Consider the following 26,907-nt stretch of genomic DNA (forward strand, 5'->3'; position numbering starts at 1 on the left):
CTTGGCATCATAAAAAAAGAGCTGCCACACAAGTATCTTCTTATGCTAACAGCTCTACCTTTCCAGCAGATGGTACTATAACAATCCTACAGTTTTACCCAAGATACCAGTCCATCTGGCTGATCGGGGTTAATGCCAAGCAGTTCTGCCTTAGCTAAGGCAGCAATCTGCGGAATGAAAATAAACGGAAGCCCCTGCGCAGCAACATCCAATTCTTGTCCAGATGCAAGAGCAAGATCCACCTCTGCTGCAGGAATATGCTTCTCTTCAGCCGCATAAGCAATAATCTTCGCCCCGCGTGCTTTGATATCCTTCATCAGCGCCTGTTGGTAATCGTTGCCATCTTTGGTCAGCACAGCAATAACCAAAGTATCCTTGCCGATCGTCACCATCGGACCATGGCGGACATCAAGCAAATGATAAGCGTGCGCACTAGCGTTGGCAATCTCAGTGAGCGCAATCGCCCCTTCTCCGGCAAGTCCCTGCAGCTCGCCATCAGCAAGCAGCACGGCGCTCTTCCATTCGTAGGACGAGACTTCGCGGATGGATGCCTCCACACGCTCCATGTAAGCATCTCCCAGCGCAATGGCCTGCTTCAAATCTGTTAGCAGCGTCTCGTCCTTGCCTACAAATGCAGCCAGCATCAGATTGGCCAAATACAAGTTCGTAACGGTGCGTGTCTGACATACACTATGGTCAAATGCCCACGGCAGCTCCAAGGCAAGATCAGACAGCTTGGACAAGGCTGAACCTGCTACGCAGGATATCGAAATAACAGGAACCTCTTGCTTGGAACGGACTGCATTGGCAGCATGAATGACCTCGCTCGTACTCCCTGAACGAGACGGCGCAATAAGTACAGCTCCTTCAAACAGCTTCTGATAACGCGCTGCATTCAGCATTAGATCACCGCCAGCTAATGCAGTCGATGGAAGTCCGCCTCGAATCTTCATCGAGAGAGCAGCAGAACGGCTCAAGCAATAACTGGACCCGCAGCCTGCGAAGATGGTGGACGTAATCCCCTTGGATTCCAAAAATGTCGCAATCGCATCACGCTTAGCCAGCATATAATCATAGGTTTGCGAAAGGGCTTCATACTGCTTCTTAACCTCAGAATACGTTACACTCATGAGTGATATCCTCCTTGATCGTATCGGCAGAACAAGATGTCTACCTTCTATAATGAAATAATAGTTCATTTTTTTGATTGAATCAATCATTTAATAAGATCGTCATGAAACGTTCGCTTGTCTTGATCCCTCGCTTCAACCGCAAAAAAGACGCTAACAGCCGTCAGCGTCTTGACTCATTGTGAGATTCCTGCCTGCCTCTGAGCCTTTTTCCGAACGACTAGAGGACAGTTCTGCTATGCTCCTACATCGAACAACCCTGATCCGTTTCAAAAAAGCTTCTTCACCAACCCATGCATGACGCCATGAGTCGGCAATGAAGCTTTAGATACAGCTATCTTCCATTTACATTGATGTCTTCAACACGGATTTCCTCCGGCAGTTCCTTAGACGCGCTTGGTACCTCCCGCTTCTGGTACTCAATATGCTCAGAGGAGTAGATGGCTACGCTCATCTGCCCACCATGTGCGAAGGCACGAATAAGAATCGGTTCGCGATAAGGATTGTTAAAGACAAAGTCGGGTCCATACCAGCTTACAGTCGCATCTCGTCCGGATGGCACATACGGCACTCGCCGGCTATGCGTGTATCGCTCCACAATCTTAAGCCCCGCCCGGTCCACTGCATTGAATAATGTAGAGGAGACCTGGCAAATGCCGCCGCCAATATCCTCAAACATCTCCCCTCTTACAATGACCGGCGCTCGTTGATACCCCTTCTCCTTCGTTCGTCTCCCTACGACTTGATTGAAGGAGAAGCGCTCGCCTGGAAAGACGACGACATTATTGATCGTCTGCGCGGCAAGCGCAATATTTTCAGAACGATTATGATTGCGGCTGTTATAGTAAGTCACATAGGCACCGATAACCTTTCCTTTAATCGAGGATAGCAATTCACTATCCACCCGTGGATAGATGCGTATGATGGGAACCTCCAGCGAGGCAGCATGATGCTCATACACATATCGATAAAAGTCCTGCTTGAACGCCTTTCGATCAAGCTTTATTCCTGTTTTCTCAGGCACAATCTGTCCCGCGCTGTTCAAGGTAGCATTAACCGGTTTTTTTTCAATCTTTGCTTCCACCTCATCCATCAGCTTCAGCAATTTATCCTCATTAATGAGAGGAATGCTCGGCAGGGGATAAATGTACTCCTTATCTGTCAAATGCGCAATAACCCCACCTTGATGCTCGATTGTCAATGTATCCAAATGATAGTCCTTTGCGGGCAGCAGCAGCAGCATTGTCAACAGCCATTTCCAAGCCATACAGTTCAACTCCCGATTGCTAGTAACTGGCTTAGTATGGAGCAAAAGGGAGCCTTTCATGCAATATCATATTTGCGCATCAATTCACAACCATTTTTTTCTTAAAAACCCTTGCATTTGTGACGATTAAGCGAAATAATATATTGGAAGACACAATTTATCCACAATTTAAACCATATCGGGAGGGTTATTTTAATGAACCGTTATTTCAGCAAAGTTGTCTTGTTGCTAAGCCTTGTTCTCCCTTTTCTTACGTTGGCACTGCCTATGAGCCTATATAACATCGGCTTCCCAATCCCATTCATTATTTATGACGGGCCTGCCGCGGGTGCCATCCATCATGCTTATGAGCTGTTCAACTGGTCGAATCTTCGCGTCAGCTTTATTAAGATCGATTATTACCTGCTTAACGCCGCCATTTGGTATGGGGTGCTTATTCTTATCAAAGCCAGCGTACAGCGGTTGCGCGCTCCTCAAGCTTAATAGCTTAACGCAAAGCAGGCATGACATCCGGAGGCCTTCTCCTGGATATCATGCCTGTTCTTTATTATGCAGCAACGGACTTCCATTCAATCTGTACACGGTCCGTTGTAAAAGGCACAGCTTACCAAGTGATCGTTAACCATGCCAACGGATTGCATGAACGCATACACTGTCGTGGAACCGACAAATTTGAAGCCAAGCTTCTTAAGGTCTTTGCTTATCTGGTCAGACAGCGTGGTCGTGCCAGGAACCTCGGCTATGCTCTTCCATTGATTGATGATCGGCTGATGGTTCACATAACTCCAGAAAAATTCATTCAGTGAGCCATACTGCTCCACAATCTTAAAATACTGATGGGAATTATGGATGACGGCTTTGATCTTAAGCTTGTTTTTGATAACGCCATCATGATGCAGAAGCTCTTCAACCTTGTCCTCACCATACTTAACCAGCACATGAGGATCAAAGTTATCGTAGGCCTCGCACAACGTATCCATCTTAGCCAAGATTGTCGACCAGCTTAGTCCCGCCTGCTGGCTCTCAAGCATCAGCATCTTGAAGAGCTCCAAATCATCATGCAAAGGAACTCCCCACACTCGATCATGATAGCTTGTTTCTAACGCACTTCGATTCGCCCAATCACAACGGATCAGCGCTGTTTGATCTTTCATCCTGTTATCTCCTCTTCATGATTTGTCCTTAACTAAGGTGCTTCGATTCCAACTTGTTAATGATCTCCTCACACAGCCAATGCGTGCACAAGGTCTCATCTAGGTTAGCTGCATATGGCACCTCACTGCTGAATTGATTCAAGACGTGCTCGATCATATTCACGAAGCCTCGTCGTTCAAGCATCGGCGTCCAGTCTCCTGCCGTCTGATGAATTTCTGTCCCCTGTTCAAATAACGTCTTGTGCGTCAAATTGTGTACGACCTGCTTCTGTCCTTCTCTCATCACTTCAAGCCGCTCTTCAGTCACTCCGGTATGGCGATTCATCATTCCGATTGCAGCTGACTTTGCCCCCTGCAGGTGAAGCACAAGATAATGAACCTTGCCCTGCTCAATCTTGCCATGGACATGATAGCTCGTTGGCTCTCCGACAAAGCTGATAAGCGTGTCTACCACATGTATGAAATCATCCATGATCGTGGATCGAATGCTTGATACAGGGCTTGTACGATGCTTCTGCATCAATACAATCTCTGGTGACGGCAGCGCTTCTCTCATGCTCCGATACATCGGGGCAAAGCGCCGATTGAAGCCTACTAGAAGACCGACCTTGCGTTCCTTAGCCATCTGTACCAGTCTCTCTGTCTCCTGCCAATGATAAGCAATCGGTTTATCGATAAAGACATGGACACCCGCTTGAATGCATGCTTGAACCATCTCAGCATGTGCGGCTGTGGCGCTGTGAATAAATGCCGCATCGATGCCAGAAGCAAGTAAGTCCTGTAGCGTAGAGAATCGATGCTCGATGTGATATTGATCGCCAACCTGCATGAGAACCTCTCTATTCCTAGTCGCAATCGACAATTCAACATCTGATCGCGTGCCAAGGATCGGCAAATACGCCTTTTGCGCGATGTCGCCGATGCCGACCATGCCAATCTTCACCATGATCCCTCCAATCGTCTGTCATCCTACAGCTGTTCCAAACCGAAACTTAAGTCTATCATATCCATATTCGTCCATCATTTCCATGCTCTCTTAACATCAGCAAATAGACCATTAATAGGACAAGGCCCTCCTCCTGCTAGGAAGACGGCCTTGTCCGCAATGTATGTCCTATTAGCAATGCTCGATACCATCATCAACCTTTGCGATTACGATATCGGATAGGCTTTGATCTGCATCAGCAGCTGCTGCTCGATCTCTGCATTATACGCTCGCACCATCTTGGAGATCAAGAACAAGTCCACGATGATCCAGATCAGCAAGGCCAGCGCCGGAATCAAGAATCCAACCAAGCTTAAGATAATCATTGCATCAAAACCAGTATCGATGAAGATACATAATGTCACATACATGATCGTCGCAAGGATAAACAGCACTAGCTGGATAATGGCGCTCCATGTGCGCTTCAAATAAAAGCGATGCGCGCCCAGATGCCCGCCAATCAGCAAGAGATAGGCTACCCCAGCGGACTTCTCAAGGTTTCTCATCTCCGATTGAAGCAGCATCAGTTCTTTTGTCGTAAGATCGTATCTGGACAGCATCGATTAGTATACTCCAGGTCCCGGAGGACGCGACATCATAATCGAATGAATCACTTGATTCTCAACCTCATAATTACGCTCTTTCACCATGTTATGCAGCGTAAATGCATCGACAACCCACCAGATAAAGGTCACAATCATGCCTATCACTGTGATAGACAGAATAAGCTGCGCAACTGCTGAGCCTGTACGCCCCATATAGAAGCGATGGCCGCCAAACAAGCCTAGGAAGTACCATAGTACGTAGGCTATAACCATGTTTTTGCCGCGATCCTTCACCTCTTGGTCCAAGAGCAGCAGTTCGCGGGTGTCCAGTTGGCTTTTCAAGCCAATGTTATAGTTCATGCATTTGTCTCCTTTGTACATTATTAATCCTAAGTCTACAAAGATTTTCCTGAAGTAGCAATCATTTATTTTCCAATAGAAATTGCCGCTTGTCCTTCGTGCCAACCGCTAACCAAACCCTCAAATTCACCAGAATAAAGCAAACCTTTCCTTACGTTTTCTATCACCACATGACAAGAGGCATTAGCCTGTCGTATGATACTTCTGCTTCATCCGCCGTCTTAATCCTTCACCAAGCAGATTAAAGGCCAAGATGCTGAAGGCGATAAATGCAGCTGGATAGAAGATGAAGCCGAATTTGGAAGACAGCACCTCGCGGCGGTGCTCGGCGAGCAGTGCTGACCAGTTCAAGCTGGTATTCAAATATTTCGGCGTGAAAAAGTGAACTTCCACCCAGACGTGCTGCAGAAAGATCTGCAGAATGCCCAGTTGACCGATCAACAGCATCACTTTGCCAAGATCAATACAAAAGCCCACAATAACCTCTGGCGCAAGGGCGGGCAAATAATAGCTTCTTGCCATTCTTCTAGAGCTCAGTCCCAAAGCAGTTCCCGCCTCAATATACTCTTCTTTTCCAACTTGATGGGCGCGTTCTGCCGTTACCTGAGCCACCCTTCCCACTTCGATCACAGCTAGAACAACGATCGCAATGAGCAAGCGATGCTCCGCGTTTTGTATCGGCGGGATGCTAAGCAGCAGGACAGCCGCAAGAATCGTCGGGATGAAGGAGAATATCTGATTCCATCCTTGTACAATCACGTGACCCAGCCCTTTTTGGCGTCTTGCCAGCAAGCCTAGCGGAACGGCGATCATATATCTTAATGTGGTGATGCCAAGCACAATAAGCAATGTCTCTTTTGTGCCCATTACAATTTTGCTGAAGAGATCAACGCCATTCTTATCGCTTCCAAGCAAGTTATGCACGGAAGGAGGATACGGCGGCAGTTGGAGGCGCTTATCCTCTGACCATCGATGCTTCACCGGCTCCAGCTGCTCATCCACGAAAGGGAGATAGGGGCCAAATAACATAAGAATGATGAGAACGCCAATCATCCCAGCTCCTAGAATTAACGGAATGTTTTTCACGAATCTCCCCTCCATCACTTCACCTCATATCTTCTGCGGGCAATAATGCTGATCCATTGGACGAATAGAACAAGCAAACAAAAGCAAAAGGCAATGCCAATAATGGTCGTCGCTTCATAATTGCCTCCGGTTCCGAAGTTCACGCTGTAATCGATGGCGATGAATAATCGGTTTGCCGCTCCAGGGTAGTTCAAGAAATACTCAACAATAAGCAGATTCGATAAGATGTACAGCATCAAGGATGGCAGATGCGTAAGGATCGTGCCCATACAATTGGTAAATACATGCTTGTAGAACAACAGCCATCTCGGCAAGCCCTTGGACTTCGCCACAAGCAGATACAGCATCCCTTCTTGATTGCTGATCGACACCTGTGTAATGCGAGCGATATAAAGCATTGGATAGATCATCACGAAGAAGGATGGAATCATAAAGGCATACCAAGGCTCTGCGGAGAAAATTCGGATATTGGGAAAATAACGAATAAACATCCACTGCAGCAGCAAAATAAGCAGGAAATCAGGAAAGGACTGCATCAGCCACGTCCCGAAGCTCCCAAACACTCTAAATCGAGTCTGATCCAGCTTGTAGTCTATAATGCCTTTTAGCACACCAAGGACAAAGCTTGCCACCAAAGCGGTTGCGATCACGATCATGCTGTTGCCCATGACAAGCAGCACATCTTCAATCACGGGAAATTGATACCGGTTCACGCCAAGGCTTCCATTCAAGAACAGCTCGCTGAAGAAGGCCTGTATCTGATGCGCGTATTGCTGAAAGCTGAATGGGTAGTCTGTTAGCAGTTGGGTCTCTGTCACGGTCACATTCACCTGCCTCGGAAAGAGAACGATTAAGATGACGGCCAGCATCGCAAGCATGCTGATGAACAGGGAGCGCAGCAATTGTATGAAGAGATTCATCATCAACCTCCAAAATATCCCTTTTTGTCGTATCATAGTATTATAGCTCGATTTATGTACTTCAGGGAGAGGGAAAGCTCACAAATCACAAATAAATTTTTACACAACGGGGAAAGTTTCTCAGATACAGGACGAGGGAGCATCTGCTATAATGGCTTCATTGTAGCTTTGTGTGAAGCTATATGGGTGGGATGAGGGGCTGTATACAAAAGGTCTGCATAAGGATGAAACATCGAATTTTTGGTTTAAAGGATCACCATACGTCTGTCAAGACAGAAGTGCTCGCAGGCTGTGTCGCTTTTATAACAGTGGTCTATATTGTGATCGTCAATGCGTCTATTCTGCAGGATGCGGGCATTCCCTTTGAAGCGGGCATCGTCGCAACTGCACTGACTGCATTTGCAGGATCTCTGATCATGGGACTTTGGGCGAACAGTCCGATTCTGATTGCACCAGGTATGGGAGTTAATGCCCTGTTCTCGTACACCATTGTGCATGGAATGGGCCTTAGCTGGCAGGAAGCCTTGGGAGCCGTCTTTATCTCCGGCATCCTGTTCATGATCATCGCATTTACGCCCTTGTCATCGCTCATTCAGCAAGCGATTCCTGCTTCGCTGAAAGAAGCGATTACAGCTGGCATCGGTCTGTTCATTGCCTTCATTGGCATGCAGAAGGGCGGGCTTATCATTGCAAGCGAGAAGACGCTCGTTGCAATAGGGCACTTTGGCGATCTTCAGGTCTTACTCACGGTCATCTCGCTGATCGTGACACTCGTCTTGTTCGTGCGCAAGGTGCCAGGCAATCTGTTGATTGGCATCGCTTTTGGAACGCTGTTGTCCTGGCTGACTGGACAGATGGATCAAGGCTCAGCTCAGGCATCAAGCCTCAGCTGGAGCGAAGCGGTTGGTGCCATTGGGGCGATGTCCTTTCAAGGCATCACCTCGATCACGTTCTGGGTTGCCACCTTCTCGATCGTGCTTGTGCTTGTCTTCGAGAGCATCGGACTGATTCATGGCCAGCTCAACATGCTGAGCCAGCCGGAGAAGTTCAATCGTTCTCTCAAAGCAAGCTCGGTCTCTGTTATTGTAGCAGGCTTCGCTGGAAGCAGCCCTGCCATACCAGCAGTGGAGACAACGGCAGGCATCTCTGCCGGGGGACGTACTGGGCTTACCTCCGTGACAACGGGAGTGCTGTTTTTGCTGTCGCTCTTCTTTATTCCTGTAATTAAAATGATTCCGGATACAGCGATAGCGCCCGTTCTTATCCTAGTTGGCGGATTAATGATCCAAAGTGTGGCGAAGATTCCATTTGAGGATTTGACGGAAGGCATTCCGGCCTTTTTGGTTATTGCCGCGATTCCGCTCACTTCAAGCATTGTGGATGGAATTGCCTTTGGCTTCATTTCGTACCCGATCTTAAAGGCCGCTACAGGAAAGTGGAAGCAAATAGGGCTGCCCTTGATTATCATTGCCGCCTTATTCCTCTTGAACTTTGTGCTTCATGCTGTAGGGTAAGAGCTTTATACGCCAATGAGGCGATCCGCTCCGTGTGGGGTGGGTCGCCTTTTTACATTTTTGTTGCAATGGGCTAGTCAAATTAAATTCTAGAACATCTAGCATCTAATCTGGCATCTAATAGAATAGCAAATCAGTGCTAAATAAAGTCTTCTAACAACTAAAAAACCCTTACCGAAGTAAGGGTTGTCAATGTCGATATGGTGCGGTAGAGAGGACTCGAACCTCCACGGGCGTACGCCCACTACCCCCTCAAGATAGCGTGTCTGCCATTCCACCACTACCGCATATTTGCACTTCCTTTTTGAAGGGACAAGAATGATTGTACCTCGTATGAGACGAAATGTAAAGACATTTTTTAAAAGGAATGATGACTTCCATACAGGAGAACTGTTTTTAGTGAAGAATAGTGTTTTATATAAGAGATCTTTGTCGTCCTATTCTGAGATTAAGCGAGGAGAACCGAAGATGAAATCATTCATGAATGAGAACTTTCTGCTGAATTCTGAAAGCGCTGTATTGCTCTACCATCAGTATGCCGCATCGATGCCGATCTTCGACTATCACTGCCATCTCTCCCCTAAGGAGATTGCCGAGAACAAGCGCTTCAGCAATGTGACGGAGATCTGGCTTGGCGGGGATCATTACAAATGGCGTGCCATGCGCAGCCATGGCGTTGAAGAGCGCTTCATCACCGGCGATGCTGACGATAAGGAGAAATTTATGGCTTGGGCAGCAACCGTGCCTTATACAATTGGCAACCCGCTGTACCATTGGACGCATCTTGAGCTGCGGACCTATTTCAACTTCCATGAGCCATTGAACAAGCAAAATGCGGAAGAGGCGTGGGCGCACTGCAACGCCATCATTCAAGCGGACAGCTTCACGGTGCATAATCTGCTCAACAACTCGCATGTGCTATGCGTATGTACAACGGACGATCCAACTGATTCATTAGCCTATCATCAGGTCATTGCCAAGCAGTCAAGCCTTCTTACCAAGGTGCTGCCGACCTTCCGTCCTGACAAGGGACTTGAGATACATAAGCCGACCTTTGCTCCATTCGTCCAAGCCTTGGAGCAAGCCGCAGGAACAGCCATTCACAACTATGATGACTTTCTTCAGGCGCTGGAGACAAGAGCTTTCTATTTTCACGATACTGGCTGCAGATTGTCCGATCACGGGCTTGGTTCACTGCCTTATATGCGTGCATCCTATGATGAGATTCGCCAAATCTTCATGAAAGGCATCTTGCAGGAGAGCATCTCAGCCGATGAGGAAGCCAAGTTCATGACAGAGACGCTGATCTTCCTAGGCAGGCTGTATGGACGCTTGAACTGGACCATGCAGCTGCATCTCGGACCGATCCGCAACAATAATTCACGCATGTTCAAGCAATTGGGGCCAGATGCAGGCTTTGATTCTATTGGTGAGATGACTTCTCCGCTTGCCTTAAACTGCTATTTGGATGCGCTTCATCAAGAGGATCTGCTGCCAAGAACAATCCTCTATGGGCTGAATAGCAACGATAACGAGATGCTGGCTTCCACGGCAGGCAACTTCCAAGCAGCCGGCATACGCGGGAAGATCCAATTAGGCTCTGGCTGGTGGTTTAACGATACAAAGGACGGCATGCTCAAGCAAATGTCTGCTCTAGCCAATATTGGACTGTTGTCCAGCTTTGTCGGCATGCTAACCGATTCAAGGAGCTTCCTATCTTATACACGCCATGAATATTTCCGGCGCATTCTGTGCAATATGATCGGACAATGGGTAGAGCATGGTGAAGTTCCGGCTGATTATGAGCTGCTTGGCGGCATTGTACAAGATATATGCTATAACAATGCGAAGAACTATTTTGGCATTCCCCTGCCGGGCCACACCATCTTTACAAAGACTGTTGAAGCATAGAATCCTGCCGCAGCGAGTAAAAGAGTTAGCAGAGACATTCGCATCACTTCATTCCTAAATCACCAACTTGCTGCTCATGTTGTTATCGATCACTACATTGCGCTTATCCTGATATAACGCTGCTTTTTTAGCCCGTAACGGAGCTAGGAAAGCGGCTTTTTGCTGTGCATCCCCTTTTATCATTCAATAAGACTCACCTTTCCGCCCAATAGGTGCATACACATATAACAAGCAGCTCCACTAACACTTATATGGTATCGGAGAGGAGGCTTTCTATGAACCCATCCTTAATCTCACTGCTGCGAGTGCCTTTCGGGCTTGGCGGTGCAAGACCAGGCGCTGAGCTAGGCCCAGAGTCGTTGATGGATGCCGGACTCATTCGGCAGCTAGCCCATCTTGAGCTCCCTGTACTTGATGATGGGGTCGTTGATATTTTGTCGTCTGACGCTCTTGATCAGCCCCGCAACCCTCAGTTAAAGCACCTTGAAGCCGTCATCCAGCTTAATGCCAAGCTGCGAGATGCAGTCAGCGATCGGGTTAAGAAAGCTCTTTTCCCACTTATTATTGGAGGCGATCACAGCATTGCCATTGGCACGATCGCTGGGCTTACGAAGCATTATCGCAAGCTAGGCGTCATCTGGTTTGATGCGCATGGAGACCTTAATACCCACGAGACGACCCCATCTGGCAACATTCATGGCATGTCTCTCGCGGTCAGCTTGAATCAGGGGCATCCGCGTCTTACCGGACTTCGAAAGGACTCATTTTCCATCAATCCAAGACACGTTGTCATTATTGGCGCCCGCCAGCTCGACCAAGGGGAACGAGCATTTATCCGTCAATCAGGCATTACCTGCTTCACCATGCATGAGATTGACCGCTATGGCATCGCTGCCATTATGGAGAAGGCGATTGCAATCGTAAGCGCTGGCACCGATGGGGTCCATCTTAGCTTCGATATAGACAGTGTCGATCCTTATGAAGCACCTGGCACTGGCACAGCCGTCAGAGGAGGAGTCACCTATCGGGAGGCTCATTATGCTTTAGAAGCGCTGCATGAAGCGAATATATTGACCTCAGCTGAAGTCGTAGAGGTCAATCCGCTCTTGGATCGCAACAAGCAGACGGTAAAGCTCGCCAATGAGCTTATTTGCTCGCTGCTCGGCAAGCGCATTCTTTGAGGAGGGATAGCATGCTGGACCATTCATCCAGTTCATCATTCATGGAACTTGAGCTTCAATATGGGGTCAGCAATTATGTGCCTCTACCGATCGTGATTGCCCGCGCCGAAGGCGTCTTTGTCGAAGATCCTGAAGGCAGCCGCTATATGGATATGCTGAGCGCCTATTCCGCAATGAATCACGGACATCGCCATCCTAAAATCATTCAGGCCCTTATTGAACAGGCCGAGCGCGTCACCTTGACCTCTAGAGCCTTCTATCATGATCGGCTTGGCGAGCTCTACCAAGCGATAGCCCGCATTACGGGGAAGAACCGCGTTCTGCCTATGAATACAGGCGCAGAAGCGGTCGAGACCGCCATCAAGGCTGCGAGACGGTGGGGGCATGAGCGAAAGGGAATCCCAGAAGGTCAAGCGGAGATTATCGTTTGTGAAGGCAACTTTCATGGTCGAACAGTGACCATTACCTCCTTTTCCTCAGAAGAGAGCTATAAGTCTGGATTCGGTCCATTCACGCCAGGCTTCCGTGTAGTGCCCTATGGCGATATTGAGGCGCTAAAAAAGGCCATCCATGAGCATACTGCGGCACTTCTCATCGAGCCGATTCAAGGCGAAGCTGGGATTATCGTGCCGCCAACAGGATTCCTGCGTCAAGCGGCCAAGCTGTGCCGCGACCATCGCGTCCTCTTTATCGCGGATGAGATTCAGACCGGACTCGGCCGCACGGGCCGCATGTTTGCTTCGGACTGGGAAAATGTCGAGCCAGACCTGTACATTCTCGGCAAAGCCTTAGGCGGAGGCGTAATGCCTGTGTCTGCCGTGGCAGCAGATGACGACATATTAAACGTCTTTACTCCTGGCTCACACGGTTCTACGTTTGGCGGCAATCCACTCGGCGCAGCCGTCGCCATTGCGGCCTTAGAAGTGCTGGAGGAAGAAAGGCTCGCAGATCGGTCGTTAGAGCTGGGAGGCTACTTGATGACAAGGCTGCGCACTTTGCAGTCTTCCCTTATTAAGGATGTGCGTGGACGCGGATTATTCATCGGCATAGAGCTGACTACAGCGGCAAGGCCCTATTGCGAGCAGCTAAAAGCGCTTGGGCTCCTTGTCAAGGAAACTCATGAGCATACGATACGTCTGGCGCCGCCGCTTGTCATCACGAAGGAAGAGCTGGATTGGGCATTTGAACAGTTAGCTTCTGTGCTTCAATCCTAATCCATCAAGATAATAGCTGTCATCAAAAAGCGTATAGGTATCTATTCTGAAAGCGTCTTTTTCATCAGCACATGCGGAATGCCATCCTCCATGAACATCTCTGATGCTGTATGGTACCCTAACTTATGGTAGAAGCCTTCTGCTTGTGTCTGCCCATGCAGCTTGGCATGAGCAAGTCCCTTCTCCTTGGCCCATTGCTCCAATGCTGCAATAATCACGCGCCCGATGCCATGCTTGCGATAGCTTGACAGAATGCAGATGCGCTCAAGCTTCGCCTCCCCCTCAACGACTCTCAGTCGTCCAGTGCCGGCTGGAACCGCATCTGCATACACAAGCAAGTGGTCTGCCCCGTCTTCATGGGACTCATCATAATCATCAAATTCATCCGCTAGCAGAACACCCTGCTCCTCGACGAACACTTTTTCTCGGATCGAAAAAGCCGCCTGACGTTCCTCTTCTGTTGTTACCCGCACCGTATTTATCATGCTGACCACTCCTCTTAAGCTTCCTTCTTCAATCCATTCCAAAAAATATCCCATACCCGCTCCATGGTCTGCTTCAGCTTCTTGCTGTCATAGAGCATCAACTGAACCGAAAGGCCATCAATGAGACAATAGTAAGCTGCCAACGCCTCTTCTATAGGTCTTCGCTTGATCTCCCCGTTTTCCATTCCTTCTTCAAACAGCTGACGGTACATCGCTGAGGACACGAGTTCCATTCGCCCAATCTGCTGAAGCACATGCACTCTAAGAAATTCAGGTGGAAAATGAATCAAATGATTCAAAAAAGCATGGATATCCGCATGCTTCAGCTTATAGCCGATATTCGCTTGCAATACCCGCAGCAGCTTGTCCTTAACACTTGCTTGTTCTAGTTGAAGCGGATCGTTCTGCACCTCATCCATAAACGCCAGATAATCCTCGATCACCTCTTCGCAGACAGCAAGGTAGAGCTGCTCCTTTGAAGGATAATAGGTGGCAATCGATTGCTTGCGAATGCCTGCCTCAAGGGCAATCTGCGACAGCGAGGCACCGTGATAGCCTTCCTTAGCGAACTGCTTAAGCGCAGCGCTTCGCACCCGTTGCAAAGTCACTACCTCACCTCCTGACGATCGTCAGGATTCATTATCAAGCATTTGAATCCAACTTGCAAGTCAAATGCTGCACTTGGCCGATGACTTGCTTAAGCAGTCATCCTATTGGCCTGTTGTCATCTGTCCCTTTACTTCTGTGCTGAAATATTGTACGATGACCTCATCATATGATTTCAATGGAAATCACAATTATTTCGAGGTGTTTTATGAGTGTAGTAGGTTCTAAATAGGCACAACTTCAAACAAATGATTCTATAGTATAGGCGAGGAATGAAGCTTATGCCAGACTTCATCCCTTTTGTTCAACGACCCTATATTATGGCGTTATTTGAGTTACCTATGAAGATACCTACGATATACGCTCAAGACATGCGCATGACATACAGACCAAGCCGTACTGATTGGATACCGAAGCGGTATACTGAAGCCTGTAGACACTTGATTTTGTGAGATGCAGGGGTACGACGCTATTTCTGTTCTGCCGCGTTTTCTTGAATACGAATGTATATCGAGCTGTGGGTTCTTTATGACCTGCAGCTTTTTTGCATTTATTTCGCTTTACCCATTGAAATCCTATGTGGTAGGGATCTTCATCATGATCTTATTATCGTGAGGAGAATGCATCCATGAATACGAGTACATTTGATAAATTGCAATACCACGAACTGAAGGACATCGTTAAATCCTATTGCGTCAGCAGCTTGGGCAAGCAGCTTATCGACAAGCTTGAACCGAGCCCTATCCAAAGCATTGTTAAGCTGCGCTTGAATGAGACAACAGAAGCAAGGAACATTCTAGATACCGAGAGCCATGTGCCTTTGATCGGCATTTCCAATATTGAATATATGATGGAGAAGCTCGACAAAGGCATGGTGCTTGATCCCGCTGAATTGGTCGCTATTGCTGACTTCCTTCGAGGCTGCCGCAAGATCAAGCGCTATATGATCGATAAGGAGTTCTATGCGCCTAAGCTGAGCACCTACGCTCATTCCATGAGCGAATTCGCCGATATCGAGGATCGCATTCATGAAGCGATTAAGGGCAGCCGTGTCGATTCGAATGCAAGCAAGGAATTGAAGCGAATTCGCAAGCATATTGATCTGTCCGAAGCGAAGATTGAAGAACAGCTGCAGAAATTTTTGAAAAACCGTGCGAATAAAGAGTACATTCAAGAATTTTTTGTCAGCAAAAAGAATGACCGCTTCACGATCCCAATCAAGGCCGCTTATAAGCATCAGGTGGAAGGCAGCATCATTGAAGTGTCTGCTAAAGGCTCCACCGTATTTATCGAGCCTCAATCCGTAACTAAGCACAACGCGGAGCTGGCAATGCTTAAGGCTGAAGAAGCAGCCGAAGAGCTGCAGATTCTGGCAGAACTGTCCAATCAGGTCTATGAGCAGTACCAGCCCTTAATGGTGAATATTGATCTAATCAGCCAATATGACATGATCTTTGCCAAAGCGAAATACAGCCGCAGCATCGATGGAATCGAGCCAGCGATCAATGCCCATGGCTGCATCAAGCTCATAAGATGCAAGCATCCGCTGCTTGCCCGCAATGCCGTCCCACTGGAGTTTACTATAGGAGACACCTATCGGAGCCTCATCATTACTGGACCGAATGCCGGCGGCAAGACTGTCGTGCTGAAGACGATCGGCCTGATTACGCTGGCCGTCATGTCGGGCTTGCACATCGCTTGCGACCCGTCGACGGAAGTCGCTGTATTTGAAAAGATCTTTGTTGATATCGGAGATAATCAGAGCATCGAGAACGCACTCAGCACCTTCTCTTCCCATATGAAGAATATCGCAGAGATTATGGTTCAGGCTAACCGCCATACACTGCTGTTGTTCGATGAGATTGGCAGCGGCACGGAGCCCAATGAAGGGGCTGCGCTTGCGATCGCAATTCTCGAAGAGTTCTACTACATGGGCTCTATCACGGTAGCAACGACCCATTATGGCGAGATTAAGCAATTCTCCGAGCAGCACCCCGACTTTATGAACGCGGCAATGGCTTTTGATCAGGAGACCCTTGAGCCGCAATACAAGCTCGTCATCGGACAGTCTGGAGACAGCAATGCGCTATGGATATCGCGCCGCATGAAGCTGAAGGATCAGGTGCTTGAGCGAGCGAAGCGCTATATCGAGCATAAGGATTATCGGTTTGAGCGGCTCCATGAGAGCAAGCTCGCAAAGCCAAAGGCCTCCATAACAGAAGACACTCAGGCCGATCACTTGCAGACTGAGTATGCCAAGGGCGACCGCGTGCAGCTGCTTGATTATGAAGATGCTGCCCTAGTCTACGCAGGTCAGGATCGATTCAACAATGTGACGGTGTTGTACCAAGGCAAGCTGATCGAGGTCCATGCCAAGCGCATGCGGCTGGAGGTCTCGGCCAAGGATCTGTATCCGGAAGGATATGACTTGGATACCTTATTTACCAGCTATAAAGAACGCAAGTTCCAGCACGATATGAATCGCGGTTCCAAAAAAGCGCTGCGAAAAGTGCAAAAGGAAATGCGAAAGCAGCGCGGCCAGGAATAATGCTGCGCGCAGCTATGCTAAGCCTAATTCAGACCTTGTAATCGATATGCAGCATGTCACCTAGCAATCGGCTTAGACAGTACTATCACGGCGAGCAGCACAAGCCTCTATTCGCCACCTTAACGAAAAGGACCACAATCACCGCTATTGCGGCCATTGTGGTCCTCTACTGTCTTTCATCCTCTATTGTGTACCTTGCCGCCATGCGAGCATTCACAAGCCATCTGGCTATTTACGCCGTTCGGCTGATATCCTGCCTGACCGTTCGTTTGTTTGTCTTACTTCAGATCCTCGATTGAGGAGATCTCCATATAAGAAGGAACGACTAGCCCAATCTTCGTCCCGTTCAGGTTCACGCCAAGATCATCAATCTGATCCTTATACTTCTCATAGTAATCCTTATGTGTGGTTGGAAGCCATGCAGCGACGATTGCATCAACATCACCGTTCGCAACCCCAGTCCACATTGGACCTGCTTCGACCTGAAGCAGCTCAACCTTGTAATTAAGCTTGCTTTCGAGCACATGAGCAACGACATGAGTGCTTGCAATCTCAGAGTCCCATGCCACGTAGCCAAGCTTCAGCTTCACTCCATCTGCAGGGTTCGCGCCTTCCACCCATTTATCAACCTTAGCACTATTTTCATCGACCCAATTTTTAGCTGCTTCTTTTGGATCGGTTCCTGCTTGGATCGCCACCATGATGCTCTCCATATCTGCTGGCTCCCACTCGAATTGATCCAGCAGCTTATAAGCATCCGGCTGATCCTCTTTCAAGCCTTGACGTGCAATCGTGTGGATCTGCTCGTCACCGCCGTATACATTTTTCGGATCCTCCAAATATTTCAGATCGTACTTCGCAAACTTCCAATGCGGTGTCCAGCCCGTAACAATAATAGGCTCCTTCTTCGAAATCGCCTTGTCGAGCGCAGCAGTCATCGCAGCACTAGAGCCTTCAATAAGCTTCGTCTCCAAGCCATACTCTTCAATCGCCTTTTGCGTTGCCTGCATAATGCCTGCTCCTGGATCAATGCCGACAATCTCCTTCGGCACTTCCATTTGCTTCGTCTCTGAATTGGCATCACCATTATTGGATGATGCATTGTCCGATGATCCGCTGCCGCATGCGGCAAGCGTAAAGGCCAGCATAAGAATTAGTGATAGAATCAATCCTTTTTTCATGTTCAAACTTCTCACTCTCCTCGATTAATGTCTTGCATGATTGGACTTAATAAGCCGCTGTGAAAAACGATCCAATATAATAGCCAACAATACAACAGCAAGTCCCGCTTCGAAGCCTTGACCGATCTTCAGCTGCGTAACTGCCCGGTACACTTCTGTACCTACTCCCTGAGCACCAATCATGGAAGCGATCACGACCATCGACAAGGACAGCATGATCGTCTGATTGACCCCAGCCATTAAAGTCGGAAGTGCGATCGGTAGCTGCACCTTCCATAATCGCTGCCAAGGAGTGGAGCCAAAGGAATTGGCTGCCTCCGTCATGTCCTGCGGCACTTGGCGAATGCCAAGATCCGTTAAGCGAATCGTAGGCGGTACCGCAAAAATAACGGATGCGATAATACCTGGTACAATGCCTAATCCAAATAAGATAACGGCTGGCAGGAGATACACGAAGGCCGGCATCGTCTGCATAAAGTCCATTAATGGACGCAGCACCTTGGACACACCGTTAATCGTGCCTGACAGAATGCCTAGCGGCACCCCGATCAAGATGGATAGGACCGTTGAGGTCAATACGAGAGATAATGTTAAGATCGTGGCCTCCCAGTAGCCAAGCCACACAATCATCAGCAGCCCAATACCCGTAAGCAAGGCGAGCGACCATCTGCCTACGATAAAGGCAATGATGGTAAGTATTGCAATAAGCATCCAGAACGGTCCCAATTGAAACATCCACGTAAAGCTGTTGACGACTGCTTCAAGAATGGTGGACAGCCCTTCAAAGAAGCCTTCTGCATGAACCGTCAAAAAATTGACCGCACTCTCGACCCAATCACCAATAGGAGATTTGCCTATCATCGTTCAACACCCCCCTCTGCTGTGATGGTTAAAGGAAGCTCGCTTTCATGAGCACCTTCTGCTTGTACGGATGCAGGAGCAGCTTGATTGTCTGCATTTGGAACGTGGCCGGCAAGCGCGCCCAGCACAGCTCCTCTTACAATCGCTCCCAGCAGACGTCCATCCGCGTTCACAACTGCAATCGGCAGCTTCGCTGTGCCTGAGAGTGCAAACAGATCATTCATCACCACATCTGGGGAAACAAGCGGAAGCTCATCTGTGATCATGACCTCTTGCAAAGATTGGTTCCTTCTCGCTCCCTCTGAAGCAAGCTCCCCTGTCACGACGCCAAGCAGCTTCTTGTTGCGATCCACGACGAACAACGAGGAAATACCGATATCACGCATAAGCTGCAAAGCAACACGAGGGCCGCGATCAACAGATATTGTCTCAGGTCTTCTCATAATATGGGCGGCCGTTAATACCTTGGACAGGTCTACGCCTTCAACGAAGCGTTCTACATAGTCATCAGCTGGATTCATCAGCATCTCTTCTGGAGTTCCAAGCTGAATGACCTCCCCATCCTTCAAAAGGGCAATCCGGTCCCCAATGCGAAGCGCCTCGTCCAGATCATGAGTAATAAAAATGATCGTCTTCTTCATCTTTTGCTGCAGATCAAGCAGTTCGTCCTGCATATCTCTACGAATCAGCGGATCCAGCGCGCTGAAGGCTTCATCCATGAGCAGAATATCCGGGTCATTCGCAAGCGCTCGCGCCAGACCGACTCGCTGCTGCATTCCGCCGCTCAGCTCATCCGGCCGCTTCTGCTCCCAGCCCTCAAGGCCAACCAGCCTAAGCGCCTCCATCGCCTTCTCCATTCGTTCTGACTTGCGTACCCCCTGTACTTCTAAGCCATATGCCGCATTCTCCAATACGCTGCGATGCGGGAATAATGCGAATTTCTGAAATACCATTCCGATGGACTGACGTCTCATCTGTCTTAGGCTGCTGCTGTTTAGCTTCGCAACATCCTGACCCTTGATCCAGATTTCTCCAGAAGTCGGCTCTATCAAGCGGTTGAACATGCGAACAAGTGTGGATTTTCCGCTGCCGGACAATCCCATAATGACGAAGATTTCTCCTTCTTGAACGTCAAATGAGACCTGATTCACGGCGACAGTAGCCTGCTTTTCCTTCGCAAGCTTCTCACGGCTCCACCCTTGCTTAAGCAGTTCTAAGGCTTGTTTCTCTTGTGTGCCGAAGATCTTGGTTGCGCCCCGAACCGATAGAATAGACAACGTTACTCACCTCACCCTTTGTTTTGATCCGAATCAAGTACCCTCTTATTGTAAAGCTCCTTTTAATTCCAGCTCAACACTTGTTACGGTTTGTATTTTATGTTCAGTTAAAACTGTACAAAGTGATACTTCTATATCGTCCCATTTCCTCCTTTTTCCTCCCTATCTTCAGCCTTTACATCGAATAGGGGCTCCGATAGAATATACAAGGAATGATCATATAACCTAGAGTAGAGCATCATTCATGCGACAGGAGGAGTGGCCATGGACAAGCTAGAGATGCTAAGCTCTGAACAGCAAGCCGTGATTGAGAAAGCTCGCAAGCGTGTCATTGAATCCATTGGTGTAAATATGAATCTGTACGGTATAACGCCTTCCATCGGACATTTGTATGGGATTATGTTCTTCTCTGGACACCCGATGACTCTTGATGAGATGGGCACAGAGATGGGCATGAGCAAGACAAGCATGAGCACCGGCGTCCGTACATTGATTGATTTGAAAATGGTGCATAAGGTGTGGGAACGAGGAACCCGCAAGGATCTGTATGAGGTGGAAGAGGATTGGCATCAGACGTTCATCGACTTCTTCTCCATTCAATGGCGCAAAGCCGTGGATATGAATCTCAGTCATATTCAACGCTCCTTACGCGATCTAACCGCACTATCGACAGCACATCCTGAAGATGAGGCACTGCAGATCATCTGCGACAAAGATATCGCAAAGCTGCGTTCTGCGGAATCTTACTATATGTGGCTGAACCGTGTGATTGACGGCATGGAACAAGGCGATATCTTCGATTGGGTGCCTAAGCAGCCTGAATCATAAGCGGACCAAATGACAATATCAGCTAACCCATGATCCTATCCATACATGCGCACTTTAAGCGCAAAAAAAACGCCTATTGTCTTCCATTGGAAGAACGATAGGCGTTTCTTATTGGCTAACGATTGAATCGCATTCGATTGAAGCATATAGCTTAAAATTAGGCAGTCAGCCCTCCACTAACGAATGCCAACCCCTTCTTTTTTTACTTGCTTCAACTGTGCATGGCTCTCTCGTTTTTTGAACAACGGTATCTGCGTCCCGAACACGCCAAGCAAGATGAGCAGGGCACCCCCAATATCAGAAGCGGACAGCGTTTCCTGCAGGAACAGGACGCCTGAGAATAAGGTGATAACCGTTGCCAGATGCATGAATACGCTCACTTGCGATGCCTTTAAGATGGATAGCGCATAGTTGGAGAGCAGCGCGGAGACCAAGGAAGAGCATAGGCCTAGATAAACAATGGCAAGCAGATAAGCAGGCTTCCCATAAGGAACTAAGAATGTGTCCATCGAGTGATTGAAGGCGTGCTGAGTCAAGGCAAGCACATTAAACACCACGAAGCCGATGCTGAGCATCACATAAGTCATCTCCATTAAGGAGTACCGCTTGCTGATTTTTCGTGCCAGCACATTGTACCCTGCTGAAGCAATTGCAGATATAAAGATCAATATGCCTCCCAAGAGAGAGGATTGAGAGAGGCTAACCCCTTTCATCAGGAACATAAAAGCAACTCCTGAAGCCGAAAGCAAGATGCCGATCTTCTGCTGCAGCGTCGTCGTCTCGCCTAGAAACCACGAGGCAAGGATAACCGTAATAACTGGGATGCTTGCTTGGATGATGCCAGCCTCTGAAGATGAGGTATAGAACAGTCCAAATGCTTGAAAAGCAAAGAAACCAGCTGGGTACAATAAAGCCAGCGGCAAAAGCGCCTTGATATCCTTCCATGTAATCTTAAGCCGCTTGTGCCCGATCAACATCATCAGGCTCATAGCCAGAAAAGAGAGGGTAAAGCGATGAGCAAGCACATCCAATGGGCCTGCCTCTGCCAAAGCCACCTTTACAAACAAAAAAGATAAGCCAATGATGCTCGCCTGCAGAACAGCTGCAGTATATGCTTTCTTGGAAGCCGTCATGGTTCCATTCCTCCTTTTCCATCAATAGAATGTAGATCTATCGTAATCGGGGATGGAAAGCGGTACAATGATAGGAAACGACATCTGTACCGGTACAGAAAGGAGGCGCACGGTGGTGAAATATAGACAGATATCATATGCAATAGCAGATGCCATCAAGCATTCCCACTATAAAGAAGGCGAGAGGCTCCCTTCGATTCGGGAGCTGGCTGACAAGCATCAATGCAGCAAGAGCACCATCATTCAAGCTCTGCAGGAGCTCGAACAGCGCCAGCTTATCTATTCCGTACCGCGAAGCGGCCATTATGTATTAAAGAAGGGCTTTCTGCCAACTGCCCCTCCAGCGGAATGCTATGATTTTGCAACCGCCGCTCCGGACTGGAACGCCTTTCCCTATGATGAGTTTCATCAGTGCATTCGCAAGGCGCTGGATGTCTATCAGCAAGAACTGTTCATCTATGGCATGCCAAACGGTCTGCCATCCCTCATTAAGACGATGGAGAGGCATCTGCAGGATCATCAGGTCTTTGTGAGCCCCGAGCAAATTGTCGTGACAGCAGGCGTGCAGGAAGCGCTCTTTATTCTGATGTCGATTCCGTTTCCGAACAACAAGCAGAACATCCTCGTGGAGCAGCCAAGCTATCATCTTTTAATTGATTATCTCAATAAATATGAGATTCCTGCGATCGGCATCGAACGAACGGAGCAGGGCATCGATCTGGATGAGCTGGAACGGCTGTTCCGTGAGGAAGAGATCAAATGCTTCTATACGATGCCAAGATTCCATAATCCGCTTGGCACCTCTTATTCCACGGAGGAGAAGAAAGCCATTGTGAAGCTTGCGGACCAATACGACGTGTATCTCGTAGAGGATGATTTTCTCGTCGATTATGATTCCAACAGCAAGGCCGATCCGATGTATAGCTATGATATGAAGGAACGAGTCATTTATTTGAAAAGCTTTTCCAAGATTCTGTTCCCTGGACTGCGAGTAGGCATCGCGGTACTGCCCAAGCCTCTGCTTCCTGCCTTTCAGCAGTTCAAGCTGTTTATGAATATCGACAGCTCGATCCTCTCGCAGGCGGCATTAGATATATATATCAACAGCGGCATGTTCAATCATCATCGCAGCCGGATCAGAGCGCCTTATGAGGAACGCTCCCACGCCTTGAATAATGGTGTCCGCCTCATGAAGGCAGAGCTGCAGGGCGTCCTTCTCAGAAGCCCGCTCACCTCCTGCATGCACACTCATGTGGAGCTAGATCGACGGGTAAATATGAATACGCTCGCTCAGCAAATGAAGAAGCGCAAGGTGGAGATCGATATGCTTGAACGCAACTACCTACAGGGCTTTCCGCGCAGCAAGATAGCCAAGCTTAATGTCTCGAATATTCCGATAGCCCATATCCCAGAAGGGATTCAGCGGTTAATTGAAGCGATAAAAGCGAGTTTGCTAGGTTGAAGATGAAGGATATTGAACGCACAAGCGACAAAGCAATAGATGCCATATAGCCAGAGCAGAGCAAACCACGCCGGCTCAAATCAGCCACACGCAAGATCGAGGCGCAACTTAAGTGTACAAAAAGAACGGGTATCTGCCTCAACCGCAGATACCCGTTTATCATTCTGATTTGCTATTTACGTCGTCACAATGGCCATTAGGCAGGGTCCAGCTGCGTCAGGATCATCGGACCATCTGCAGTAATGGCAAGCGTATGCTCGTATTGTGCAGACAAGCCGCCGTCCTTCGTACGCGCTGTCCATCCATCTGGATCACGCTTGCTTTGCCATACGCCAGTGTTCAGCATTGGCTCGATCGTGATGACCATGCCTTCCTTCAAGCGAGTTCCTTTGCCTGCAGGACCATAGTGAAGCACCTGCGGATCCTCATGCATATCTTGACCGATGCCGTGACCGACGAACTCGCGAACCACCGAGAAGCCTTCTGCTTCAGCATGGCCTTGAATAGCATGAGCAACATCGCCAAGACGATTGCCGACTACCGCCTGTTCAATGCCGCGAATGAGCGACTCTTCTGTTACTTTCAACAGCTTCGCTGCTTCTTCTGAGATATCGCCAACTGCATAGGACCATGCAGAGTCAGCAAGCCAGCCATCCTTATTGACCACCATATCAATCGTTACAATATCTCCATCCTTCAGCACATAGTCTGACGGAAAGCCATGACATATCACATCATTTACAGAGGCACAAGTTGCATAAGGATACCCCATGTATCCCTTTTGTTCCGGAGTAGCACCGTTTTCCTTCAAGAAACGCTCTACGAAGCGGTCAATCTCCATCGTCGTAATGCCGGGCTTGATCATGCTCTTGATTTGTTGATGACAGCGAGCCAGGATCTGTCCAGCCGCTTTCATTTTCAAGATTTCCTCTTTGCTCTTCAAAATAATCATTGCCTAAATCCTCCTCATCCGATTGCCAACTGACTGCTTCTACTTTCATCTTCTACAGATTACGCTAGTTCAACACGAAAAGAATGAAAAATCATGCACAGAAATAAAAAAAAGCCTTGAAGTTCAAGACTTGTTACGTTCAAAGGAGTTATGGTGCGGTAGAGAGGACTCGAACCTCCACGGGCATACGCCCACTACCCCCTCAAGATAGCGTGTCTGCCATTCCACCACTACCGCACATTTATGACAAGATGACCAAGCATCTCTCCTAAGAATAAAACTGGTGAGCCATGAAGGACTCGAACCTTCGACACCCTGATTAAAAGTCAGGTGCTCTACCAACTGAGCTAATGGCTCATGATGTTCGCATTAATAGCGCCACACTTACACTCTCAGTTGGAAACAAAGCATAAGTGGTGACCCGTAGGGGATTCGAACCCCTGTTACCTCCGTGAAAGGGAGGTGTCTTAACCCCTTGACCAACGGGCCACATAATCAATCTTCAATGTCGCTGCGTCAGCAACAATTAAGAGTATAGCAAACGCAAAAGAAGTTGACAAGCCCTTTTTTCTAAAAAACAGCCTTGAAATCTTAACCAACTTATAAGGCTTATTTTCGATCATAACGAGGTCCGTTCTAGCTTATCCCGAACCCCGTTACTTCATGCATTTTACAGCAAGTATTGCAAGAACACCGTAGCGGTTCCAAAGTACACGGTCAACGAGAATATGTCATTAAGCGTTGTAATTAGAGGCCCCGAAGCAACCGCTGGGTCAAGCTTTAATTTGTATAAGACGACGGGAATAACGGTTCCAGCCATCGTACCAATAATGATGGTTAGGAATAAGGAGAAGCCCACCACAAGTCCCAAGGGAAAGCTACCCTGCCAGATGCCTGCGATCAGCGCAATGCTTATGCCGCAGGTAACGCCAATCATAAGACCAACACGAAGCTCGCGCCACATCAGATTGGCAATCGTCTTCCCATCCAGATGGCGATAGGAGCCGAGCCCGCGAATGACGACAGCAAGCGATTGTGTCCCTGTATTCCCTGTCATCCCGGCGATCATCGGCATAAAGAAGATAAGCGCAACGACCTGGCTAAGCGTATTCTCAAACTGGCTCATAATCGTGCCTGATACAAGTCCTAAGAATAAGAGCATGATCAGCCAAGGTAGTCGTCTTCTAGCTGCCACGATGGCTGGCGTGCGAAAATCAATCGTTTTATCTGTCGCGCTAAGCTTATTAATATCCTCGTTCGCTTCTTCCCGCAGGACGTCGAGTACGTCATCGAATGTGACGACCCCAATAAGATGTCCATTTGCGTCCACAACAGGAAGCGATACCAGGTCATACTTTTCAAACAGATGCGCAACCTCTTCCTGGTCCGTCTCTGCTGTAACCGAGATGACCTTCTCCTGCATGAGATTCGTCACGATCTCTGTCTCAGAAGCAAGCACTAGATCACGATACGTAAGCAAACCAATCAGCGTCTTCGCTTCGTTGACGACATACAAATACTGAACATCATTCGTAAGCTCTGCAAACTGTTTGACCTTCTCTACCGCATCACGCACGGTAAAGCTTTCCTTGAACCAAACGTAGCGATTCGTCATGATACCGCCGGCCGTCTCGCTGCCATAGGTCATGAGTTCCTGTACATTTGCTCGTTCTTTCGCTTCCATGATGGAGAGCATATACGCCTGAATCTCGTCTGGAACCTCTGCCATCATATCGGCCAAGTCATCATTATCCATTCGGTTCAGGACTTGCGCGGCGCGAACCTTGCCCAGCATGTACAAAGCTTCGATCTGAGCTTCTGGTTCAAGCTCGCTTATGGCATCTGCCAAAGGCTCGATATCAAGCAGTTCCAAATACGTCGATCGAACATCTTCTTTGAGCTCCTTGAACATAACGGCAAGGTCATAAGGTTCCCAATCCTCGAATTGCATTCGCAGCTGATTCGCATCGCCTTGTCTAATTTTTCGCTCCACTTCATAGGAGAGCTCCTTCAAATGCTGCTCCCGAGTACGCTTTCGGCGTGTTTCCATCTCTGTCATTCCGATCACCTTCTACCCATTTCTGTTTACCCTTCTTTTTCCAGATACACCTGCCTTTTCAGCATTCCATCCAAGTTGCACCAACTATATTATCATAGGAAGAATTAAACCTCATGAGGAAAAAAGAACCACGACTATTCCCGTCGCCTTGACATGTTCAACATGTTGTACTCCGTTATAGTGTGGTTCTTCATACGCTAAGCCATCCATTAAAAAACTGCCGATAAAAAACAAAAAATCCCTTGCGG

The 26,907-nt window shown here is 48.3% G+C and carries 24 protein-coding genes and 4 tRNA genes; 8 read left to right on the forward strand and 20 right to left on the reverse strand.

The annotated features are described in order from the left end of the window. Positions 1-86 precede the first annotated feature (86 nt). Entirely contained in the window at positions 87-1,130 is a 1,044-nt protein-coding gene (locus B9Y93_RS09990) for an SIS domain-containing protein (RefSeq protein ID WP_176228887.1), read from the reverse strand. 334 nt (positions 1,131-1,464) lie between these two features. After that, a complete protein-coding gene (locus tag B9Y93_RS09995; RefSeq protein ID WP_085494271.1) occupies positions 1,465-2,397 on the reverse strand; it encodes a VanW family protein in 933 nt (310 codons plus the stop codon). Between the two features lie 195 nt (positions 2,398-2,592). Between B9Y93_RS09995 and B9Y93_RS10000 the strand changes: the two genes are divergently transcribed. Then, positions 2,593-2,880, forward strand: coding sequence for a hypothetical protein (locus B9Y93_RS10000; protein ID WP_085494272.1), 288 nt, complete (start codon positions 2,593-2,595; stop codon positions 2,878-2,880). A gap of 86 nt (positions 2,881-2,966) precedes the next feature. Here B9Y93_RS10000 and B9Y93_RS10005 read toward each other — a convergent pair whose 3' ends face one another. The 6 genes from B9Y93_RS10005 to B9Y93_RS10030 form a co-directional block, all read right to left on the reverse strand. Next, positions 2,967-3,551, reverse strand: coding sequence for a DNA-3-methyladenine glycosylase I (locus B9Y93_RS10005; protein ID WP_085494273.1), 585 nt, complete (start codon positions 3,549-3,551; stop codon positions 2,967-2,969). A gap of 28 nt (positions 3,552-3,579) precedes the next feature. Beyond that, positions 3,580-4,497, reverse strand: a complete 918-nt coding sequence (locus B9Y93_RS10010) for a Gfo/Idh/MocA family protein (protein ID WP_085494274.1) — start codon at positions 4,495-4,497, stop codon at positions 3,580-3,582. Positions 4,498-4,703: 206 nt separating this feature from the next. Then, on the reverse strand, positions 4,704-5,096 hold the full coding sequence (locus B9Y93_RS10015; protein ID WP_169027862.1) for an NINE protein: 393 nt from the start codon (positions 5,094-5,096) through the stop codon (positions 4,704-4,706). A gap of 3 nt (positions 5,097-5,099) precedes the next feature. Continuing rightward, positions 5,100-5,441: a TM2 domain-containing protein gene (locus B9Y93_RS10020; protein WP_085494275.1), complete on the reverse strand. Its 342-nt coding sequence runs from the start codon at positions 5,439-5,441 to the stop codon at positions 5,100-5,102. 183 nt (positions 5,442-5,624) lie between these two features. After that, positions 5,625-6,527, reverse strand: coding sequence for an ABC transporter permease (locus B9Y93_RS10025; protein WP_085494555.1), 903 nt, complete (start codon positions 6,525-6,527; stop codon positions 5,625-5,627). A gap of 14 nt (positions 6,528-6,541) precedes the next feature. Beyond that, positions 6,542-7,447, reverse strand: coding sequence for an ABC transporter permease subunit (locus tag B9Y93_RS10030; RefSeq protein WP_085494276.1), 906 nt, complete (start codon positions 7,445-7,447; stop codon positions 6,542-6,544). A 224-nt stretch (positions 7,448-7,671) separates the two neighbouring features. Here B9Y93_RS10030 and B9Y93_RS10035 point away from each other — a divergent pair, with 224 nt between their 5' ends. Then, the gene (locus B9Y93_RS10035; RefSeq protein WP_085494277.1) at positions 7,672-8,961 is read left to right on the forward strand and encodes an NCS2 family permease; all 1,290 of its coding nucleotides are present in this window, start codon (positions 7,672-7,674) and stop codon (positions 8,959-8,961) included. 201 nt (positions 8,962-9,162) lie between these two features. Here B9Y93_RS10035 and B9Y93_RS10040 read toward each other — a convergent pair. Then, positions 9,163-9,248, reverse strand: a tRNA-Leu gene (locus B9Y93_RS10040). A gap of 181 nt (positions 9,249-9,429) precedes the next feature. Between B9Y93_RS10040 and uxaC the strand changes: the two genes are divergently transcribed. The 3 genes from uxaC (at position 9,430) to B9Y93_RS10055 (ending at position 13,267) form a co-directional block, all read left to right on the forward strand. Next, a complete protein-coding gene (uxaC, locus tag B9Y93_RS10045; RefSeq protein ID WP_085494278.1) occupies positions 9,430-10,872 on the forward strand; it encodes a glucuronate isomerase in 1,443 nt (480 codons plus the stop codon). 275 nt (positions 10,873-11,147) lie between these two features. After that, entirely contained in the window at positions 11,148-12,053 is a 906-nt protein-coding gene (gene rocF / locus B9Y93_RS10050; RefSeq protein WP_085494279.1) for an arginase, read from the forward strand. An 11-nt stretch (positions 12,054-12,064) separates the two neighbouring features. Next, positions 12,065-13,267, forward strand: coding sequence for an ornithine--oxo-acid transaminase (locus tag B9Y93_RS10055; RefSeq protein WP_085494280.1), 1,203 nt, complete (start codon positions 12,065-12,067; stop codon positions 13,265-13,267). Between the two features lie 41 nt (positions 13,268-13,308). On the opposite strand, the gene B9Y93_RS10060 is transcribed toward B9Y93_RS10055, so the two are convergent. Together B9Y93_RS10060 and B9Y93_RS10065 are read right to left on the reverse strand one after the other, a co-directional pair. Next, positions 13,309-13,749, reverse strand: coding sequence for a GNAT family N-acetyltransferase (locus B9Y93_RS10060; protein ID WP_085494556.1), 441 nt, complete (start codon positions 13,747-13,749; stop codon positions 13,309-13,311). Positions 13,750-13,766: 17 nt separating this feature from the next. Then, positions 13,767-14,360, reverse strand: coding sequence for a TetR/AcrR family transcriptional regulator (locus B9Y93_RS10065; RefSeq protein ID WP_085494281.1), 594 nt, complete (start codon positions 14,358-14,360; stop codon positions 13,767-13,769). 626 nt (positions 14,361-14,986) lie between these two features. Here B9Y93_RS10065 and B9Y93_RS10070 point away from each other — a divergent pair. Then, a complete protein-coding gene (locus B9Y93_RS10070; RefSeq protein WP_085494282.1) occupies positions 14,987-16,906 on the forward strand; it encodes an endonuclease MutS2 in 1,920 nt (639 codons plus the stop codon). Positions 16,907-17,184: 278 nt separating this feature from the next. On the opposite strand, the gene B9Y93_RS10075 is transcribed toward B9Y93_RS10070, so the two are convergent. The 3 genes from B9Y93_RS10075 to B9Y93_RS10085 are packed head-to-tail and all read right to left on the reverse strand — an operon-like array spanning position 17,185 to position 20,225. Further along, positions 17,185-18,087: a glycine betaine ABC transporter substrate-binding protein gene (locus tag B9Y93_RS10075; RefSeq protein ID WP_085494557.1), complete on the reverse strand. Its 903-nt coding sequence runs from the start codon at positions 18,085-18,087 to the stop codon at positions 17,185-17,187. Positions 18,088-18,111: 24 nt separating this feature from the next. Beyond that, positions 18,112-18,948, reverse strand: coding sequence for an ABC transporter permease (locus tag B9Y93_RS10080; protein WP_085494283.1), 837 nt, complete (start codon positions 18,946-18,948; stop codon positions 18,112-18,114). Beyond that, a complete protein-coding gene (locus B9Y93_RS10085; protein WP_085494284.1) occupies positions 18,945-20,225 on the reverse strand; it encodes a quaternary amine ABC transporter ATP-binding protein in 1,281 nt (426 codons plus the stop codon). The genes B9Y93_RS10080 and B9Y93_RS10085 overlap by 4 nt, the downstream gene beginning before the upstream one ends. A gap of 264 nt (positions 20,226-20,489) precedes the next feature. On the opposite strand from B9Y93_RS10085, the gene B9Y93_RS10090 reads away from it, so the two are divergent. After that, positions 20,490-21,053, forward strand: coding sequence for a GbsR/MarR family transcriptional regulator (locus B9Y93_RS10090; RefSeq protein WP_085494285.1), 564 nt, complete (start codon positions 20,490-20,492; stop codon positions 21,051-21,053). Positions 21,054-21,229: 176 nt separating this feature from the next. Here B9Y93_RS10090 and B9Y93_RS10095 read toward each other — a convergent pair whose 3' ends face one another. Continuing rightward, positions 21,230-22,186 carry a DMT family transporter gene (locus tag B9Y93_RS10095; protein ID WP_085494286.1) on the reverse strand — a complete coding sequence of 319 codons (957 nt, stop codon included), beginning with the start codon at positions 22,184-22,186 and terminating at the stop codon, positions 21,230-21,232. A 112-nt stretch (positions 22,187-22,298) separates the two neighbouring features. Between B9Y93_RS10095 and B9Y93_RS10100 the strand changes: the two genes are divergently transcribed. Next, positions 22,299-23,648: an aminotransferase-like domain-containing protein gene (locus tag B9Y93_RS10100; protein WP_085494287.1), complete on the forward strand. Its 1,350-nt coding sequence runs from the start codon at positions 22,299-22,301 to the stop codon at positions 23,646-23,648. 196 nt (positions 23,649-23,844) lie between these two features. Here B9Y93_RS10100 and map read toward each other — a convergent pair whose 3' ends face one another. The 5 genes from map to mgtE all read right to left on the reverse strand — a co-directional run bounded on the left by map (position 23,845) and on the right by mgtE (position 26,659). Continuing rightward, the gene (gene map / locus B9Y93_RS10105) at positions 23,845-24,600 is read right to left on the reverse strand and encodes a type I methionyl aminopeptidase (protein ID WP_085494288.1); all 756 of its coding nucleotides are present in this window, start codon (positions 24,598-24,600) and stop codon (positions 23,845-23,847) included. A gap of 151 nt (positions 24,601-24,751) precedes the next feature. Next, positions 24,752-24,837: transfer RNA gene (locus B9Y93_RS10110), tRNA-Leu, on the reverse strand. Positions 24,838-24,881: 44 nt separating this feature from the next. Continuing rightward, positions 24,882-24,957 (reverse strand) — tRNA-Lys (locus B9Y93_RS10115). A 57-nt stretch (positions 24,958-25,014) separates the two neighbouring features. Further along, a tRNA-Glu gene (locus B9Y93_RS10120) sits at positions 25,015-25,089 on the reverse strand. A gap of 181 nt (positions 25,090-25,270) precedes the next feature. Then, complete coding sequence (gene mgtE / locus B9Y93_RS10125; protein WP_085494289.1) at positions 25,271-26,659, reverse strand: magnesium transporter; 1,389 nt, start codon at positions 26,657-26,659, stop codon at positions 25,271-25,273. Between the last annotated feature and the right edge of the window lie 248 nt (positions 26,660-26,907).

Origin of the sequence: Paenibacillus aquistagni (assembly GCF_900177815.1) — a bacterium.
In the GTDB taxonomy this organism is placed as follows: Bacteria; Bacillota; Bacilli; order Paenibacillales; family Paenibacillaceae; genus Paenibacillus_B; species Paenibacillus_B aquistagni.